A 19031-nucleotide genomic window follows, 5' to 3' on the forward strand; every position below is an offset into this window, starting at 1 on the left:
TATCCTCGTCCTGTTCAATGAAAGGCGCGCCAGAAGATTCGCGCGCTGGAATGATGCATCCAACCTATGAACGCCCCCTTGCCGGGTCAAGGTTGGTCACAGTGAGATGATGGCGGCCAGCTCCGCGTCCAGCGCAGCACCGGAAATCTCCATCATTTCAAGCGTTTCCGTCCAGAGCAGGGCGGCCCGGATCGGCCGGTCTGGGTATAACCTCGCAAGCACGCCGCGATACAGCGCCAACTGCCGGATATAGGCCTTGGGCGCCTCGATCAGCCTGCGCGGCGGGTTGTGGTTGGTCTTGTAATCGACGATCCGGATCTCGGTTTTGGTCAGGACCAGCCGGTCGATCTGGCCCGACACCAGCACGGGCGACCCGTCCTTCCGCGTCAGTCGTCCGGCCACCGCCACCTCGGCGCGACTGCCGGGGGTAAACAGCTCGGCGAGGCGCGGATCGCCAATCAGCGACAGCACCTGCGTCGCCAGCGCCTCGCGTTCCACCCCGGTCCAGTCAGCCGCATTGCGTGACAGGAAATTCAGCGCGGTCTCGCGACGCTTCTCGGCGGTAATGTCGGGCAGCGATTGCAACAGGCGATGTACGAGGTTGCCGCGCTGCAAGGCCAGTTGGCGCAGCCGTTCGGATTCGCCCGAGCGTTGCCCTAGGCCGTCGTCATCGTCGTCGGCATCCGATGGGCGCAATAGGCTTTCGCGGCGCGGCTGGTCGCCGACCTTGTCGCGCATCCAGGCCGGCAGCACGATCGGCGCACCCGCTGCGACAGGTGCCGTCGCACCAAGCGCCGGTGTCACGTCTTCCACGCGCGTATAGCGTTTCACCACGCCGTCCGGCGGCGGCACGCTCTGCATCTGCAGCCCGGAATTCTCCAGGCCCTTCTGGATCAGGTCGTACCAGGACAGCGGCCGCACCTCGTTGCGGTTGCCGGGCATGCAGCCGCCGACGATCAGGCGATCGGCTGCGCGCGTCATCGCGACGTAAAGCAGCCGGCGATACTCGTCTTCGGTATCGCGGATCATGTCGGCGCGCGCCGCCGCGACTGCTGGCGGATCGTCCGCCTTCTTGCCGGCCCAGACCACGACGCCCGGGCTGTTCGGTGCGGCGTTGCCCTGCGGGAGATGGATCAAATTGAGCCGCTGCGAATCCGCCGGTGACGATGTGGTATCGACCATGAACACAACAGGCGCTTCCAGGCCCTTGGCGCCGTGCACGGTCATCACGCGGACTTCGTCGCGGGTGATCTCCATATCGCGCTTCACTTCCGTGTCGGCCGCGCGCAGCCAGGCGACGAAGCCCTGCAGCGAAGCCGGCGCCTTGCGCTCATAGCCCAGCGCAAGTTCGAGAAATTCGTCGAGCGCATCATTGGCCTCATGGCCGAGCCGGCGCAGGATACGCGCGCGGCCGTGATCACCGCCGAGCAGCCAGGCATAGAACGCGAACGGCGTCTCGCGGGCAAAGCGCTTCTCGCAAGCGATGAGCCGCTTGAAAGCGCCGCCGAGCTTGGGATCGCTCGCCGCCTGTTCGCCGAGCGCATCGCGCAGCGATCCCGTGCGCTCATAGGCCAGCTTGAACAGGTCGTCGTCGTCGAGTCCGAATAGCGGGCTCTTCAACACGGTCGCCAATGCGAGATCGTCCTGCGGCAGCAGCAGCGCGTCGGCCAGATTCATCAGGTCGATGATGGCGATATGTTCGGTGAGCTTGAGCCGGTCTGCGCCGGCGACGGGAATGCCGGCATGTTTCAGCGCCTGGATGATGGCATCGAACGCTTTGCCGCGGCGGCGCACCAGCACCAGTATGTCGCCAAAGCGCAACGCGCGACGCTTGCCGATGGGGCCGGTCTCTGTCTTCGCTGCGATTAAAGTCTTGATCTCGGTCTGCACACGGCGGGCGAGTTTCACTTCAGGGCTGGTCTCAGAGCGCTTGTCGAACGGCGCCTGCCAGCCTTCGATGCTGGGCCGGTCGTCGGGCTGCTCCAGCTCCCACAGATCGATCAGGCTGGGTCCGGCATCGTCCAGCGTTTCATGAATGGGATAGCCGTTTTCGACAGCGTGGATGCTGCGGAAGATCGCTTCTTCGCGAAACACGTGATCGACAGATTGCAGAATGGCCGAGCCCGAGCGGAACGAATGACTGAACGCGATGGGATCGAACTTCATCCCGGCGTCCTTGAATCGACTTTGGAGTGTCTTGCGCCGCAGGTCGAATTCGCGGGGTGCCGCGCCCTGGAACGAGAAGATCGATTGCTTCTCGTCGCCAACGGCGAAGATCGTGCGTTTGAGGCCGTCGCGCGCGCCTTCGCCGGAGGTGAATTCCGAGATCAGATGGGTGATGATGTCCCATTGCCGCGGGCTGGTGTCCTGCGCCTCGTCGATCAGCACGTGATCGACGCCGCGATCGAGTTTGAAATGCACCCAGCTAGACGACACCCGATCGAGCATCTCCAGCGTTCGTGCAATCAGATCGTCATAGTCCAGTAGCCCGCGTTCGTTCTTCTCGCGGCGATAATTCTCCGCGACCTGGCTGGCGATCACCAGCAGTGACTGGGTGCGCTCGCGCATGGCGACAGCACGGCGACGCTCTAGTAGGGGGATGACGCGGTCGCCCTCGCGCTGCAGAGCCGCGAGCAGATCGGGCCGGCTGTCGGCGATTTTTTTGGTTGCGAGCGATTTGCGTAAGCTCTGATCCTTGGTCAGGAACAGTTCGAGATATTTCTCGACCTGTTCTGCGTCCGACAGCGTCAATGCCTCGCGCAGCCGCGCTGCCTGATCGTTGTCGGTCTTGCTACCGGTCTCGAAGATTTCGGCGGCCGGTATCCAGCGCTCGCGCGGCAGATGCGGTCCGTCGATGATCTCCAGTTCGACGCTCTCTTTGGTATCGCCGGGCGTCACGCCCAGCATGGCTGAGAGTTGCGCCATCGCGGCGTCGGTCGAGCCCGCGCGCTCGATCCAGGCCAGGAACTGGTCGCGTGACAGACTCGCCTCGCGCACAACGTCGCGGAACGTGACGTCAGCGGCCGAGGTCATCGCCGTCGTCAGCGCGCGGCCTTCGGCGCTGTCAGGCGCAGCCGCCGCGTGCAGCAGCACCTGCAGGCTGGCGCGTTCCATCATCTCGTTCTGGTCGCGGTCGTCGAGCACGCTGAACCGCGCCGGCACATTAGCCTCGAACGGAAATTGTTGCAGCAGCCGCGTGCACAGCGCGTGGATGGTCTGGACTTTCAGACCACCCGGCGTTTCCAGCGCGCTGGCGAACAATTCGCGGGCGCGCGAGCGCAGTCTGCTGTTCGACGTGGGAACACCGGCATTCCTGATTTCTGCATCGAGGGCGGTGTCATCCAGCGTGACCCAATGGCCGAGCCGCGTGAACACGCGCTCCGCCATGTTCGCTGCTGCAGCCTTGGTGAAGGTGACGCAAAGAATCTTTTCGGGCGGGACGCCATCGAGCAGCAACCGGATCACGCGATTGACCAGCACATAGGTCTTGCCGGAACCGGCATTCGCCGAGACGAATACGGAGGAGGCGGGATCCGATGCGAGCTGCTGCTTTGCACTCGCCGCGGGCGGGATATTGCGCGGGCCGCTCATGACTCGCCTCCGCCGCCAGCGCCGCCGTTGGCGGACCATTCCTTGATTCGCGCCAGATCGTCATAGCTGCCATAGCGGTTCGACCACATGGAAAGGCTGAGCGATGTATAGGCGGTGGCCTCATCCTCGAAGCTGCGGATCAGCGCTTCCAGCTTGGCGCGCGCTTCGATCGCGGCATCGTCCGGCAACTGCGGCTCATCCTTGCGCTCGACTTTCAGTTCGAGCAGCCGCTCTTCGCCGGGCGGGTTGTTGCCGCTGAGCCGGACATAGACCAGCTCGCTGACGGAGGATCCCGCGGCAATGCCGGCAAAGCCGCCTTCGCGCAGGATCGCGGCTTCCAGCGTGAGCTGCGGCGACAAGCCCATGCGGACCTGCTTGCCGGTTGGCGGCTGGCCGGTCTTGTAGTCGAGCAGCGCGAAGGTGCGATCGCTGCGATGTTCGATACGGTCGGCGCGGGCCGAGAGATGGAAGACGCGGCCGTGATCGAGCGGGATCTTGATCTCGCCGCGCACTTCCGCGTCGATGCTGGCGACATTGATGCGGCGGTCGATTTCCCACGCGGCGAACCACGACGCGATGCGCAGAAATCGCGGCCACCACAGCGCGCGCGCTTCCGGCCGCGCCATCAGCGGCGCAAAATGCCTGTCGCCGATCCTGCGCAGCTCGCGGGCGGGGTCATCGGGCAAGGCCTTGCTGTATTCCATCGTGAAATCGCCGAGCGACGCATGGATCGCCGATCCCCGGTCGGCTGCCGACAGTGGCATGTCGATGGGATCGAGCGGCGCCAGGCCCAGAATATATTTGGCGTAGATCGTATAGGGGTCGCGCAGCCAGTCCTCGATGGCGGTGACCGACAGTCTGAGCGGGCGCGCCGCGCGCGGCGGCCGCGGCTCCGGCTGGGCGATCGGCGTGACCTGATCGGGCCGATCGAGTTCTTCGGCATAGCGAACATAGTGCTCGCCCGCGGTCAGCGCGGCCTCCCAGCGGGTTTCGCCGGCGACGGCTTCGAGCCGATGCAGGAAGCGCGATGCCACAGCCGGCGCGCCGCCGACTTTTGCGGCGTGGCTGAGAATGACGTCTTCGGTGCCGAGCAACTGCACGAAGTCATGCGCGGTAAGACCAATGCGGCGCTCCGGCAGATCGAGCCCGAGCTGATGCCGCATTGGGCGGCTCAGCCATGGATCGATGCGCGGTGAGGGCGGCCAGATGCCTTCGACAAGACCGCCGAGAATCACGCGGTCCGATTGCGTCAGCCGCGCTTCGAGCTGGCCATAGATGCGCAAGCTGGCATTGGCGACTTCGGGCCGGCGCACGATGCGGTCAGCGAAGGCGGTCTGAAACACATCGGGATAATCGCGGAGCTGCATCATCAGCCCGCTGGGGCGCAGCCGTTCCTCGTCACCGCTCTCGGTCGCGACAGTCTCTATGACGACGAGATCGTCGAATGCCTTGGTCAGCGCTGTGCCCTCGCGCCCGACAAGTGCGACATCGTTGCTTCTGTCGTCGCGCGACAACAATTTGATCGCCTCGCGATGCCGCAAGGCGACTTCCGCGAAATCGATCGGCCGGATTGGGTGGATGCTCTCCAGCGGCGCCAGCGCCGTGCGCAATCCGGCGATCAGTTCTTCCGCGCGGTCGAGACGGTCGTCATCGAGTTTCGCGCGCGGCTCTGCGCCATGCAGCATCGACGCTTCGCGGCGGCGCAGTTTGCCGAGTTCATCGCGAAAGCGCGCGAAGTCCTGCGCGAGTCCCGCGGTGCCGGGCGTTGGCCGCGTGCCGCGCAGCAGCGCGAGTTCGAGCGTTTCGATGGCATCTGTCCAGGCGTTCGGTGCCGCACCCAGCCGAAACAGCGGATGTTTCAGCAGCGCCAGCAATGTTGCCGGCTCAAGCTGCTCTGCTGCGGCCTCGGCAATGAGGCGCGCGAAGATGCCCGCCGAGGTCTCCGTCAGCGCGTCGCCGCCGGAATCGTCGAAGATCAGATTCCAGCGTCCGAGCGCGGCCATCACCCGGCGCGCCAGCGCGCGGTCGGGCGTCACCAGCGCGGCGGATTTCTTCAGCTCATGCGCCTCGCGCATCGCAATCGCGATGGCCAGCGCTTCCATTTCCGGATTCGCGGCGGCGATCACGGCGAGGTTCTGCATGCCGGCCGCGATTTTCTGTTCGACGGCCGGCTGTGCCAGACGCGTATGCCACTGCGCCGTGGCATTGGACGGGCGCATCGTCTCCGAGGCCAGCAGTTCGCGGCCCTGCGGTGACGGCGTGCCGAGCGTCATGACATCACGGCGCGTGATGCCGAAACGTTCCAGCAGCGCATGGAGCGCGAATTGTGGATGGTTTGATGCCGAGGATTCGGTTCGGCCGAGCGCATCCTTGGTGCCGCCGATGAGATTCCACGCGGCCTCATCGAGGTCGGTGTCGAGGCCCGGGAGGACGACAGCACCTTGCGGCAGTTGCGCGACTTCGCGCAGAAATTTTGCGGTGGTCGGCATCGAGCCAGTCGAGCCGGCTGCGATGATGGGGCCGCCTTTGTGGGCCTTCAGGCGCGAAGCTTCGGCATCGATCAGCAGATCGCGGCGCACCGCGGGTTCGATTGCAGTGTGCGCGGCGAGGATATCCGGCCATACGTTCCTGGCGATGCTCAGAAACTGCAGCGTCAATTGCCAATACTGATCGAGCGCATCGGGTACCAGCCCGTCCAGCGCGCCCCAGTCGACCTTGCGCGTCGCCATGTCGTCCATCAGCCGCGCCAGATCGTCGGCCAGCGCGAGCGTCGAGGCGGGGCCACCGACCACGAGCGGTGTCTGTCCGGGATCGCCGGGCGCGAGTTGCTTCGCCCATGCGGCAATCAGTTGCGCCAGCAGAAGCCGGCGCTGCAATCCGTCAAGCGCGGGAGGTGCATCCAGCCTTTCCAGTGCTTCGGGCGATGCCGCCTGCGCAAAGGCCAGTTCCTCCTCGTCGACATCGCCGAGCGGAACGATACGCGGCAGCAGCACGGCGTCGGTTCCGAGCACGTCGAGGAAGATCTCCTGCGCCATGCGTCCGGCGCGGCGTGTCGGCAGATACAGGGTGACTTCAGCCAGCCTCGAAGGTTCGCCGCGTGCAGAGAATCCCTCGACGAGATCACCGTCGACAAGCGCGGTGATCAGCGTGGGCAGGAACGGCGCAGAGGATGGAATGTTGAAGACGCGCATGAACACCCTGATTCGCGATCAGGGTGCATCATGGCATGGCTGGAAAGGCGACGGGAGTCGCAGGAAACTCAGGCGACGCTGGCGAGGAACGCGTCTTCCGCGGCGCGCACGGCGTCGGGCGTGCCGACATGCATCCAGACGCCTTCCATGCGCAGCCCGAACAGGCGCTCCTGCTCGTTGGCCTTGTCGAATAGTTTGGTCAGCGAGAATTCGCCGGATGGCGCATCCTTGAACAGCGCCGGCGACAGGATCGCGACGCCGGCATAGACGAACGGTACGACCTGATTCTCCTTGCGGCGACGCAGCGCACCATCGGTGAGCATCGCGTAGTCGCCGCATCCGGCATAGCCGATGCTGTTGGCGGTCGGCGCCATCAGCAGCAGGATATCCATACGTGCGGGATCGAAGGCCTCCGCAAGACGCGCGAGATTCGGCTGCACCCCGTCGATCCACATCGTGTCGGCATTGAGATGATAGAACGGCTCGGTGCCAAGCAGCGGCAGCGCTTTCACGACGGCGCCGCCGGTGCCGAGCACCTGATCGCGCTCGTCGGAAATGACGATCCTCGGTTCGGTGCGTGTCGCGACATGATCGATGATCTGGTCGGGCAGGTAATGCACATTAACGACGGCTTCGGTCACGCCGGCAGCGGCGAGCTTGTCTAGCACATGATCCAGCAGCGGCTGTCCCGCGACAGGGACCAGCGGCTTCGGCAGATTGTCGGTAAGCGGTCGCATGCGCAGGCCGAGACCGGCGGCGAGAACCATTGCTTTGGTGGGTTTTACGGACATGGCGACATTGGCCTTAATAGAAGGACGGGCCTTGGTAGAATGATGGGCCTTGATGGAATCGTTCTTGAATTTTTGAGCTGAAATAATGGTAGCACAGCGGCGTGTCGCATGCATGAACCTATCGAGCCATAATGGGCCGAGATGACGCGGATGCGACAATTGCACCCGCCTGCACAGTCACGTTTCTGTCTCCTGCGTCTCGGAACGTTTCGTCTTTTTCTTTTTGTCGTTCGGTTTGAGAAAGTTCACACCAATCTGGTCGCCATTGACCCAGCCGAGTTCGCAGCGGCGATAGGCGAGGCCTGTGGATGAGAGAAGAAGGAAGAACTCTTTCAGGTTCAGGCCTTCGACAGAACCGTCGACGGTGAGTTTGGCGCCGGTCTCGGAAATATCTTCCATGATGCAGGAGCGACGCCAGGTGCCGTCGATGCCCATCATGTGCGCAGGAAAGCCGCGCTCGAAAACGACCCGATCTCCGGCACGCCGCTCCGTCATGACACGTCCCTTGCCCAGTACGCCAAGCCCCGCACGTGCAGGGCTCAAGCGCAGGATAGAGCGTGTGCGACTAATAAGTAGTTAAGGAAGTGTTAGAGCGTGAGTCGATCAGCGGGACCAACGGCTCCGTCATTGCGAGCCGGCAAAATTGCTCTTGCGATTTTGCCGAGCGAAGCAATCCAGAAGGCAACAAGCGAGGGCTGGATTGCTTCGTCGCAAGGGCTCCTCGCAATGACGACGCAGAGGTCGTGATTCGTCTCGGAAGGAGGGGCCTCTAACCGCGGGGCGGTGGTACATGCGCTGCATACCACTGCTGGAACGGCGCCAGCGTCGGATGCGCCAGCGAGCGGTTGAGATAGGTCCAGATCCGCGGTTGGTGCTTGAGATAATGCGGCTTGCCGTCGCGGCGGTTGAGCCGAGCAAATGTGCCAAGCAGTCGTGTATTCCGCTGTGCCGACATGATTGCATAGAGTTCGGCAAAAGCCGCGGCATCGAAAGCGGGATCGGTCGCGCGCCGCGCCTTGATATAGCGCGTCAGCATGGTCAGCTCCAGATGCTCGGGCACGTCGATACGCGCGTCCTGCAGCAGCGAGACGAGATCATAGGCGGCGGGGCCGAGCACCGTGTCCTGGAAATCGATTACGCCGACCTTATTGATGCCCTCGCGGTCACCGAGCCAGATGATATTCGGCGAATGGAAGTCGCGCAGTACCCAGGTCTTTGGCGCCGCAGCGGGTTTCGCCAGCAGCTCGCGCCACATCGTGACAAATTCAGTGCGTGCGTCATCTGCGAGCGGCGCGTCGCGGTCCGGCAGATACCATTCCGGCATCAGGCCGATCTCGACCAGCAATGCGTCGGTGTCGAAGACGGGAATGGCGTAATCGACATGCGGCGACAGCGGCAGCGTTTCCGGCAGCGACTTGCTGTGCAGCAGGGCCAGCATGTCGGTCGCGACCTGATAGCGCTCGGCGATCGGTGTCGGCGGCTCGCCTTCGGTCACCGGCGCTGTGCCGAAATCCTCGGTAATGAGAAAGCCCGCATCGAGATCGGCGTGATGAATCGCCGGCGCGGAGATCCCCTGCGCGCGTAGTCCGTTCGCAATGGCGACGAACGGTCTGACGTCCTCCGCCAGATGCACCGCCGCGCTGTAGGACTTGCCGTCATAGACCGGCGCACCATCCGGCCGCTTCGGCGCATTCATCAGGATGAAGACGTCATCACCGCGGATCAACCGCGCATAGGAGCGCGTCGACGCATCGCCGGCCATGCGCTGTCTGATAGCATCGAGATAGCGCGCCTCTTCGAGAAATTCACGCAGTGCTTTCAGGCGCAGAACGACCGATGCGGCCTTGCCGTGACCGGTGATCTCCGCAGCACGCGCCACGGAGCCCAGTGCCGGACGATGGCTGAGCGCAATATCGATACGATCCGGCGGCAGCGTACCATCGGCGCGCTCCGGCCATTCGATCAGCGCCACCACGTCGTCCGGCAACGGCGATAGGCCGATCTCCTCGAGTTCGCTCGCGTCGTTGATACGATAGAGATCGGCATGGATGAGAGGAAACGACGGCAGGTCATAGTTCTGCGCCAGCGTGAAGGTCGGGCTCGGCACTTCGAGTTCAGAATCGCTGGCGAGATAGCGGATCATCGCGCGTGCCGCGGCCGTCTTGCCGGCGCCGAGATCGCCCGAGAGGGTGATGACATCGCCGGGTCCGATCAGCAGAGCGAGGTCGGCCATCAATTGCGCAGTGGCGGTCTCATTTGCGAGCGCCAGCGAAAATGTGCAGGGCTCGTTTATGATGGGTTCGCTCATTCGGCAGCGTTGCGATGCGCGGTCTGGTCGATGGGGAAGTCGCAGCTGACGGTGGTGCCCTTGCCGACCGCGGAATCGACGCGGACCTTGCCGCCGTGCAGCTCGACGAAGGAGCGCACCAGCGACAGGCCGAGTCCTGCGCCGCGATGACGCGAGCCATTGGCGTGGCTCTCGAACCAGTCGAACACCTTGTCCTTCACCTCGGGCGGAATGCCCGGGCCGCGATCAGTGACGGTGAAGGTGATGGTATGCTCGGATCGTCGCGCGGTCAGCGTGATTGCGGCATCATGCGGTGAAAAGCCGACGGCATTGGCGAGCAGATTATACAGCACCTGCACGACGCGGCTTTCGTCGCCGGTAAAGCTGCCGATGGCAGGATCAACGTCGATCTGCAGTGCGATGCGGTCGCGCACCAGGCGATCCTGAATGCCTTCGGCCGCCGCAGAGATGGTCTTGCGGATATCGATCGGGCCGAGATTCAGCGTCATCGCGCCGGCATCGATGGTGGCGAGATCCAGGATGTTATTGATGATCGCCAGCAACGCGCCGGTCGAGGTGGTGATGTAATCGAGATATTCGGCCTGCTTCGGCATCAGCGGGCCGGTCACGGGATCGCTGAGCAGATGCGCGAAGCCGATGATGGTGGTCAGCGGCGAGCGCAGCTCGTAGGAGACGTGGTGGACGAAGTCGACCTTCATCTGGTCGGCGGTCTCGAGCGCCTCGTTGCGCTCGCGCAGCGCGCGCTCGACATTCTCGGCGTCCGAAATGTCCTGGAAGGTGAGCATGGTCGCGCCATCAGGCAGCGGCATGGTCATGCAGGCCAGCACACTGCCGTCCTTGCGCTCGAGCTTGAGCGGAACAGACTTGCGATTGTCGATCCCGGTAATCGCGCTGCGGATCGCCTGCCATGTCGGAGTGTCGTCGAACAATGGCCGGCACCAGGTCTCGACCATTTCGATATGCGGACGCTGCTCCAGCGCTTCGTCCGACAGCTTCCACATCTTGGCGAAAGCCGGATTGAACAGTTGCGCGCGGCCGTTGCTGCCAAACACCGCGACGGCCTCGGCAAGATTGTCGAGCGTCTCGCGCTGAACGCGGATCAGGCCATCGAAGCGCCGCGCCAGTTCGAGGCTCTCGGTCACATCGTCGAACAGATAGGTGACGCCGCCTTCGGGATTCGGCGTGGTGACGATCGAGAGCGCGCGGCCATCCGGCAGATACCAGACATCCTTATGAGCTTCGACGGCACGATAGGCTTCGTGCAGCTTGGCCTTCCAGGCGCGGAAGTCGGGCTGCTCCGGCAGTTTTCGCGCAGCACGGAGACGGTCGAGCACACTGGAATCGTCGGGATTGCCGTCGAGGAAGGTGCGGTCGAGATCCCACAGCCGGCGATAGGAGTCGTTGTAGAAGGCAAGGCGGCGCTGGCCGTCGAATACGGCGACGCCCGATGACAGCTGGTCGAGCGTGCGGCGATGCGCCTCGGCCATCCGCACCAAGGCGGCTGATAGCGCGGCAGCTTCGCTGGCGTCGATCGCCATGCCGGCGCTGCCGCTGGCGACCTTGGCGGCGTGGACGTCGAAGATGCGGCGCTCGCCGGAAATCACGATCGGCACGCGCGCGGCAAATGGCTGGTTGTCGTTCAGCGCACGCGCCAGGCTGCTGCGGTCGTCGCTGTCCAGCAATTCCAGATTGCGACCGACCGCATCGCCCGTATCAGCCGCTTCAGTCGCACGCGCATAGGCGGCATTGACAAAGCTCAATCGGCCATCGGCATGCTTGGCCCAGATCGGCCATGGCGCGGCATTGGCGAAGCCGCGGAGAATCTCGGCTTCCTCGGCCAGTTCCTTGTGACGCAGCGAGACTTCGGCGAGCTCGCGGCGTAAACCGCTCAATTCGCGAATCCGGACAATGGCCTGACCGCCGATGGCGCGGCCCATCGCCTCGATGGCGCGGCCACTGGAGGTCGTCAGATTGAGCAGGAAACCTTCGCCGGCATCGAGCAGTGCGTCGACGGCATGATCCATCCGCAGCGCGGGTTCCGGCGACAGCCATGTTCCGAACGCGAGAATGCGCTGCGGCTGATGCTGCTGCGGGTCCTGCGACATCATCAATGCGGTGTCGCCGGAGATATCGGGACGGGTTTCGCCTGCGGCCCAGGCGATCAGAACCTGCGGCTCAGTGAACAGCAGGGCGCGAAAGCGGTCGGATTCGACCTGCAGCGTATGCAGCTCCGCGCGCAGCTTCGCCTCGGTCTTGGCCGAGCGAATACGATTGTGCATCAACAGGATGGCGGAAACGACGGAGAAGCCGAGCACCGCTGTGGCGGTCGTCAGCGCGGCAATTTCCTGGCGATCGAGATCGAGCAGATTGGCGAGCGTCTGGGTAATGAAGGGTTCGTCAGCGGCCGACGCCGAGGAGGTGGCCAGAAGTGCAGACGCACTGATGCCGACAAGCCCGTCGCGCACCATAGAAGTGCACGACAGCAAGGTCCGACGCATCGCCGCGATCACGCCTGACATCATTCGCCCCAAACCGCACGTCTTCCCGACCAGCCCCTCCCGATCGCGAATCGTTCGACAATATCCGCTTCGGGAGTCGCCGGGTAAGAGTCCAGACCGTGAACGCAGAGTCCCCGGTTAAAAAATGCAGGCGGATTTGATTCAAATGCTGCGCGATGTGACGAAATACGCGCTAGCGGCCGGTGGATCCGAAGCCGCCGCTGCCGCGTTCGGTTTCGCTGAGCGCCGCGACCACCACGAGTTCCGCATGCGTGACCGGCGCGATCACCATCTGGGCGATTCGCTCGCCGCGTTTGATCGTGAAATCCGCGAGGCCGTGATTGATCAGCAGCACGCCAATCTCGCCGCGGTAATCGGCGTCGATGGTGCCTGGTGAATTCAGCACGGTGATGCCGTGCTTGGCGGCAAGGCCGGAGCGCGGGCGCACCTGCGCCTCATAGCCCGGCGGCAGCGCGATGGTCAGCGCGGTCGGCACCAGCGCATATTTGCCGCGGGCGAGAATCATCGGTTGGTCTTCGGGAACCGCGGCGAGCAGATCGAGGCCGGCAGCATGCGCGGTCTGATAGGCCGGTAGCGCGAGGCCAGCGCCATGCGGGAGCTGCTGGACGTCGACCTGAACGGGGATGGCAGCGCTCATGATTGGTCTTTCGTGGATTGCGTCCATTTATTTGATGTCGCCGCGTCGGCGATTCGCGCGACCAGGGTCGTCGCGACCTGTTCCTTGCTCATCGGCGCCCACGAATCAACGGCGATATCCGCGCTGTCCGTGCTGCGCGTCAGCAGATGCACGGTATTGTTGTCGCCGCCCATGATGCCGGTCGCGGGCGATACGTCATTGGCGACGATCCAGTCGCAGCCCTTGCGGGCGATCTTGGCTTTGGCGTTGTCGATCAGGTGTTCGGTCTCGGCGGCGAAACCGATCACCAGCGGTGGACGATGTTCGGGGAGTTTTGAGATCGTCGCGAGGATGTCGGGATTTTCCGTGAGCTGCAGCGGCGCCATCGCAGCACCGGCGGTCTTCTTCAGCTTCTGGGCGCCTTCATTGACGACGCGCCAGTCGGCCACGGCCGCCGCGAAGATCGCGATGTCGACCGGCAGCGCGGCCTGAACTGCAGCGAGCATGTCGCGCGCGGCTTCGACATGCGTCATCGTCACGCCCGGTACCTCGTCGAGATCGACCGGGCCCGAGACGAGAATGACCTCGGCGCCCGCGTCCCGTGCCGCCGCGGCGATCGCATAGCCCTGCTTGCCGGACGAGCGATTGGCGATGTAGCGCACCGGATCGATCGGCTCATGCGTCGGGCCTGCAGTGATCAGCACGCGCTTGCCCGCCAGCGGTTGTGCGCGCGGCGGTCGCAGGAAGGTGTGAGCCGCAATCGCAATCTCCGTCGGCTCGGCCATCCGACCGACGCCGGCTTCGTTGCGTTCGGCCATCTCGCCGGCATTCGGTCCGATCATCCGCACGCCGTCACGCTGCAACTGCGCGACATTGCGGCGCGTCGCGGCGTTATTCCACATCAGTGGATTCATCGCCGGCGCAATCAGGATCGGTTTGTCGGATGCGAGCAGAACAGCGGACGCCAGATCATCAGCGTGGCCGTTGGCCATCTTCGCCATCAGGTCCGCCGTCGCAGGCGCCACAACAATGAGATCGCATTCACGCGCAAGGCGAATATGCCCGGCATCGAATTCGCTTTGCGGATCGAACAGGTCCGTGTAGGCGCGCTCGTTGGACAGCGCGCTGGCGGCCAGCGGGGTGACGAATTGCTGCGCGGCCCGGGTCAGCACCACGCGGACATGGATGCCGCGTTCCTTCAAGCGGCGGATCAGATCGAGCGCTTTATAGGCTGCGATTCCGCCGCCGATGATCAGCGTGACGCGGAGCTGATCGCCGATGTTTTTCAAGGGCTTGGGTGGGTTTTCCGGGTTTGGCGCGTCTTGCGGAAATCTTGCGTCAGTCGTGAGGCCGTCTTGCGAGGCCTCACGCAAAATGACCCGCACCTCGTCCTCGACCGACCGTCCGTTGCGGGCAGCACGCAGTCGCAATTCGTCGCGAATGGCGTCGTCGAGCTTGCGGATCGTCAGGCTGGCCATGAGGCGTCTCGCGCTATTTTGATGGCAATGCTAGCATAAAATGCCAGCACTGCAATCAGTCTTAGCGAATCGAGAGCAGCAGTCCCAGAAACGACAGGGCGATCACCCAGACGCCAACCGTGCGCCAGCGGAGCTGCTTGGCCCGTGCCCGCGCGATGGCGGCAATGGTCGCGTCATCGAGCCTGACGCCGTCGCGGGTCATGGTCTCCAACTGTTCCAGCACCGTCAGCGCCCGTGTTGCCAGGGCCGGCAGACTGCCGGCGACCTTGCCGAGTTCGCCGGCGCCGGCGAGCGCACCCTGAATCTTGCCCAATGGGCCGAGATTGCGCTCGATCCATTCGCGGACAACGGGATCGGCGACCTTCCAGATGTCGAGCTTAGGATCGAAGCTTCGTGCGACACCTTCGACCACGACCATGGTCTTCTGCAGCAGGATCAATTCTGGCCGCGTACGCATATCAAAGAGACCGGTGACCTCAAGCAGCAGCGTCAGCAGCTTGGCCATCGAGATTTCTTCGGCCGTGCGATTGTGAATCGGCTCGCCGATGGCGCGGATCGCCTGCGCAAAATTTTCGACCGAATGGTGGCCGGGCACATAGCCAGCCTCGAAGTGGACTTCGGCGACGCGGCGATAGTTGCGGGTGATGAAGCCCAGCAGAATCTCCGCGAGGAAGCGGCGCTCCTTCAGACCGAGCCGGCCCATGATGCCGAAGTCGACGGCGACGAGGCGGCCGTCAGGATCGAGGAACAGATTGCCCGGATGCATATCGGCATGGAAGAAGCCGTCACGCAGCGCATGGCGCAGGAAGCTCTGGATCACCTTGCGGCCAAGGTCCGGCAGATCGACGTTGGATTCTTCCAGGCCCTTGTGATCGTTCAGTGCGATGCCGTCGATCCACTCCATCGTCAGCACATTGTGCGAGGTGCGATCCCAGTCCACTTCCGGCACGCGGAAATCCGAATCGTTGCGGGTGTTCTCCGCCATCTCGGAGAGTGCTGCGGCTTCGAGCCGAAGATCCATCTCCATCGCCACCGAGCGCGACATGGTGGTGATGATCTCGATCAAGCGCAGGCGCCGCGCTTCGGAAAAATGCTCTTCGGCCTTGTGGGCGACGTAAGCGAAATCGCCGAGGTCGCGGCGGAATTGCGCGGCGACATTCGGGCGCAGCACTTTCACGGCGTAGACCTTGCGGACACCATCCTTGTCGATCTCGGCGCGATGCACCTGTGCGATCGAGGCCGCGGCGACCGGCGGACTGAAGCTCGCATAGAGCTGCGCCACAGGGCGTTCCAGCGAAGCGGCGACGACGCCTTCGGCTTCGGTCAGGGAGAACGGCGGAAGCCGGTCCTGCAGGCTTTCGAGATCGCGCGCCATGGCGACGCCGACCACGTCGGGCCGTGTCGCGAGAAACTGGCCGAGCTTGAGATAGGCAGGTCCCAGCCGGGTCAGCGCGCGCGACAGCCGCGCGCCCGATTTCGCGCCGGGCCGCTCAATGAGCCGCGCCATGCGTAGCGCGAGCTGTCCCGGCGGCGGCACCAGCGAGGGATCGACGACGCCGAACACGCCTTCGCGCGCAAACACGAAGCCGGCGCGGGCCAGCCGCGCCATATGATTGAGTGCAGAGATCACAAACGCCAGCCCGAATGCAGCGCGACGATGCCGCCCGAGAGGAGTTCGTATTTCACGCGGGAGAAGCCGGCCTCGCGGATCATGTCGGCAAAGATCGGCGGCTTCGGAAACTTGCGGATCGATTCGACGAGATACTGATAGGATTCGGAATCGCCGGTGACGGCCTTGCCGAGCGGCGGGATCACCTTGAACGAGAACAGGTCATAGATCTTGTCGAGGCCCGGTACGTCGACGGTCGAGAATTCGAGACAGAGAAAACGGCTGCCCGGCTTCAGCACGCGATAGGCCTCAGCGAGCGCGCGGTCGATGCGTGGCACGTTGCGGATGCCGAAGGCGATCGTATAGGCGTCATAGCTCTTGTCGGCGAATGGCAACTCTTCTGCATTGCCCTCGACGAAGGAGACCTGATGTTCGAGATGGTGGGTAATGGCGCGCTCGCGGCCGACATCGAGCATGCCGGTGTTGATGTCGCAGACCGTCGCCGAGAAGCCGAGGCCCGACGCCTTGGCAGCGCGGAAGGAAATGTCGCCGGTGCCGCCGGCAACGTCGAGCAGGGCGAAAGGCGCGTCCGAGCGCGGCGGGTTGAGCGCGTTGATCATCACGTCCTTCCAGACGCGATGCATGCCGCCGGACATCAGATCGTTCATCAGGTCGTAGCGCCGCGCTACGCTGTGGAACACATCGTTCACCAGCGTCTGCTTGTCGCCTACGGGGACGTCCCTGAAGCCGAAATGGGTGGTTTCGCCCGGCTGATCCATCGTTTTCATCTCAAAAGCCTCATCGCGGCGGACCATAGCGCGCCTGCGGCAATGGGGCTATCACGTCAGCCTCTCAAGGTGAATGACGTGAATCATGCCTGAATTACCCGAAGTCGAGACCGTCCGCCGTGGCCTGCAGCCGGCCATGGAGGGGTCCAGGATCACCCGTCTGGAATTGCGTCGGAAAGACCTGCGGTTTCCGTTTCAGCCGGATTTTTCGGCGCGATTGCAGGGCCGGGTGATCACCAGCCTCGGCCGCCGCGCCAAATATCTGCTGGCGGACCTCGATTCCGGCGATGTGCTGCTGATGCATCTGGGCATGTCCGGTTCGTTCCGGGTGGTGTCCGATGCGCCCGCTGCTGTCGCAGGTGATGAAGAAAATGTGATGCCAGGTGCCTTCCATCATCCGCGCAGCGACGAGCGGGCGCACGATCACGTCGTCTTCCATATGTCGTCGGGCCCGTCAGTGATCTACAACGATCCCCGCCGTTTCGGCTTCATGAAGATCTTTGCGCGCAGCGAGATCGAGAACGAGCCGTTCCTGAAGGACATCGGCCCCGAGCCGCTGGGCAATGCCTTCGATGCGGCGATGCTGGCCGGCGCCACCGCAGGCAAGAAGACCAGCCTCAAGGCCGCGCTCCTGGATCAGCGCGTCGTCGCCGGGCTCGGCAATATCTATGTCTGCGAGGCGCTGTTTCGCTCGCATCTGTCGCCGCGGCGGCTGGCCGCGACACTGGCGACCAAGAAGGGCGAGCCGACCGATCATTCGAAACGACTGGTCTCGGCGATCCATGAGGTGCTGAACCAGGCCATCAAGGCCGGCGGCTCGTCGCTGCGCGATCACCGGCAGACCGATGGCGAGCTCGGTTACTTCCAGCACTCGTTTCAGGTCTATGACCGCGAAGGCGAGCCGTGCCAGACCGATGGGTGTTCGGGGATCGTGAAACGTTTCGTGCAGAACGGGCGGTCGACCTTCTGGTGTCCAAAGTGTCAGAGGTGACACCGCGTCGGGCGGCCTTGCCGGTACGTCGTTGTTGAGTATCGATCCTCACATGTCTTTCAATGCCTCTGCTGCCGCCTCCGCAACTCCCTTACGCGATGTCATCAACGGCTGAATGCGCTGGCCGAAATCTTCAACGCCCTGGACGAAATCGTCGAAGGTGAGCAACACGCCTTCGGTGCCCGGCACCGTGGCGACGTCGTCGAGCATGCGGGCGACATTGGCGAAAGAGCCGACGAAGGTCCCCATATTGATATTGACCGCTGATGTAGGGTCCGCCATCTGGCGAATGTTGGTGTCCTTGCCTGACTTGGTGTCGACGGCACCCTGTACGCCCAGCCAAGCGACCGCTTCGTGATCCACGCCGGCTTTGTAGTGCTCCCACTTTGCGAACGCGGCTTCATCGGTCTCGGCCGCGATCACCATGAACAGCACATAGGTCGTCACGTGTCGGCCGGTGTCATGCGTAGCCTCGGCCAGCCGTTCGGCGGCGGGTGCGAAATCGGTCGGGGTGTTGATGCCTTTGCCGAAGCAGAAATTGTAGTCGGCGTATTTTGCGGAGAAGGCCATTCCGGCGCCGCTCTGGCCGGCGCAAATGATCTTCATATCGGCTTGCGGCCGCGGGCTAACGCGGCAGTCTTCCATCTGGAAGAATTCGCCTTTGCGATCCGAGGCGCCGGTCTGCCAAAGCTCGCGGAGAATCTCGACATATTCTGAAAGATATTCGTAGCGACGCGCAAAATACTCGTCGCCCGGCCAAAGCCCCATTTGCGAATATTCGGGACGTTGCCATCCGGTGATGAGATTGAGGCCGAAGCGGCCGTGTGAAATCGAATCGATGGTCACAGCCATGCGAGCGGCAATCGCGGGAGGCATCACGAGCGTCGCTGCCGTGGCGAACAGTTTTATTCGCTTGGTCACTGCGGCCAACCCGGCCATCAAGGTGAAGGATTCCAGATTGTGATCCCAGAATTCGGTTTTCCCGCCGAAGCCACGCAATTTGATCATCGAGAGCACAAAATCGAGTCCGTAATGTTCGGCTTTTAGCGTCACCTCCTTGTTGAGGTCGAAAGTCGGCATGTATTGCGGGGCATTTTCAGAGAGCAACCAGCCATTGTTCCCGATTGGAATGAATACGCCGACCTTCAT

At 63.5% G+C, this 19031-nt stretch carries 12 protein-coding genes; 1 reads left to right on the plus strand and 11 read right to left on the minus strand.

Annotated elements, in window-relative coordinates; genetic code table 11:
* Positions 1 to 96: 96 nt before the first annotated feature.
* The 10 genes from addA to ubiE form a co-directional block, all read right to left on the minus strand.
* Positions 97 to 3591 (minus strand): double-strand break repair helicase AddA, encoded by a 3495-nt coding sequence (addA, locus tag AB8B02_RS25425; RefSeq protein WP_439065476.1) that lies wholly within the window; start codon positions 3589 to 3591, stop codon positions 97 to 99.
* Positions 3588 to 6782: a double-strand break repair protein AddB gene (gene addB, locus AB8B02_RS25430; protein ID WP_439065477.1), complete on the minus strand. Its 3195-nt coding sequence runs from the start codon at positions 6780 to 6782 to the stop codon at positions 3588 to 3590. The genes addA and addB overlap by 4 nt, the downstream gene beginning before the upstream one ends.
* A gap of 68 nt (positions 6783 to 6850) precedes the next feature.
* Positions 6851 to 7573 (minus strand): nucleotidyltransferase family protein, encoded by a 723-nt coding sequence (locus tag AB8B02_RS25435; protein ID WP_439065478.1) that lies wholly within the window; start codon positions 7571 to 7573, stop codon positions 6851 to 6853.
* Positions 7574 to 7750: 177 nt separating this feature from the next.
* The gene (locus AB8B02_RS25440) at positions 7751 to 8068 is read right to left on the minus strand and encodes a PilZ domain-containing protein (RefSeq protein ID WP_439065479.1); all 318 of its coding nucleotides are present in this window, start codon (positions 8066 to 8068) and stop codon (positions 7751 to 7753) included.
* Positions 8069 to 8342: 274 nt separating this feature from the next.
* Positions 8343 to 9866, minus strand: coding sequence for a tRNA (adenosine(37)-N6)-threonylcarbamoyltransferase complex ATPase subunit type 1 TsaE (gene tsaE, locus AB8B02_RS25445; RefSeq protein ID WP_439065941.1), 1524 nt, complete (start codon positions 9864 to 9866; stop codon positions 8343 to 8345).
* Between the two features lie 11 nt (positions 9867 to 9877).
* Positions 9878 to 12400, minus strand: coding sequence for an ATP-binding protein (locus AB8B02_RS25450; RefSeq protein ID WP_439065480.1), 2523 nt, complete (start codon positions 12398 to 12400; stop codon positions 9878 to 9880).
* A gap of 172 nt (positions 12401 to 12572) precedes the next feature.
* Positions 12573 to 13037 (minus strand): dUTP diphosphatase, encoded by a 465-nt coding sequence (gene dut, locus AB8B02_RS25455; protein WP_439065481.1) that lies wholly within the window; start codon positions 13035 to 13037, stop codon positions 12573 to 12575.
* Complete coding sequence (gene coaBC, locus AB8B02_RS25460; protein ID WP_439065482.1) at positions 13034 to 14494, minus strand: bifunctional phosphopantothenoylcysteine decarboxylase/phosphopantothenate--cysteine ligase CoaBC; 1461 nt, start codon at positions 14492 to 14494, stop codon at positions 13034 to 13036. The genes dut and coaBC overlap by 4 nt, the downstream gene beginning before the upstream one ends.
* A 61-nt stretch (positions 14495 to 14555) precedes the next feature.
* Positions 14556 to 16124 (minus strand): 2-polyprenylphenol 6-hydroxylase, encoded by a 1569-nt coding sequence (gene ubiB, locus AB8B02_RS25465; RefSeq protein WP_093757889.1) that lies wholly within the window; start codon positions 16122 to 16124, stop codon positions 14556 to 14558.
* Positions 16121 to 16882: a bifunctional demethylmenaquinone methyltransferase/2-methoxy-6-polyprenyl-1,4-benzoquinol methylase UbiE gene (ubiE, locus tag AB8B02_RS25470; RefSeq protein ID WP_120288096.1), complete on the minus strand. Its 762-nt coding sequence runs from the start codon at positions 16880 to 16882 to the stop codon at positions 16121 to 16123. The genes ubiB and ubiE overlap by 4 nt, the downstream gene beginning before the upstream one ends.
* A gap of 94 nt (positions 16883 to 16976) precedes the next feature.
* Between ubiE and mutM the strand changes: the two genes are divergently transcribed.
* Entirely contained in the window at positions 16977 to 17882 is a 906-nt protein-coding gene (mutM, locus tag AB8B02_RS25475) for a bifunctional DNA-formamidopyrimidine glycosylase/DNA-(apurinic or apyrimidinic site) lyase (protein WP_439065483.1), read from the plus strand.
* A gap of 48 nt (positions 17883 to 17930) precedes the next feature.
* Here the strand turns inward: mutM and rutA are convergent, their stop codons facing one another.
* Positions 17931 to 19031, minus strand: coding sequence for a pyrimidine utilization protein A (gene rutA, locus AB8B02_RS25480; RefSeq protein ID WP_439065484.1), 1101 nt, complete (start codon positions 19029 to 19031; stop codon positions 17931 to 17933).

It is taken from the genome of Tardiphaga sp. 862_B3_N4_1 (assembly GCF_051811085.1).
Lineage (GTDB): Bacteria > Pseudomonadota > Alphaproteobacteria > Rhizobiales > Xanthobacteraceae > Tardiphaga > Tardiphaga robiniae.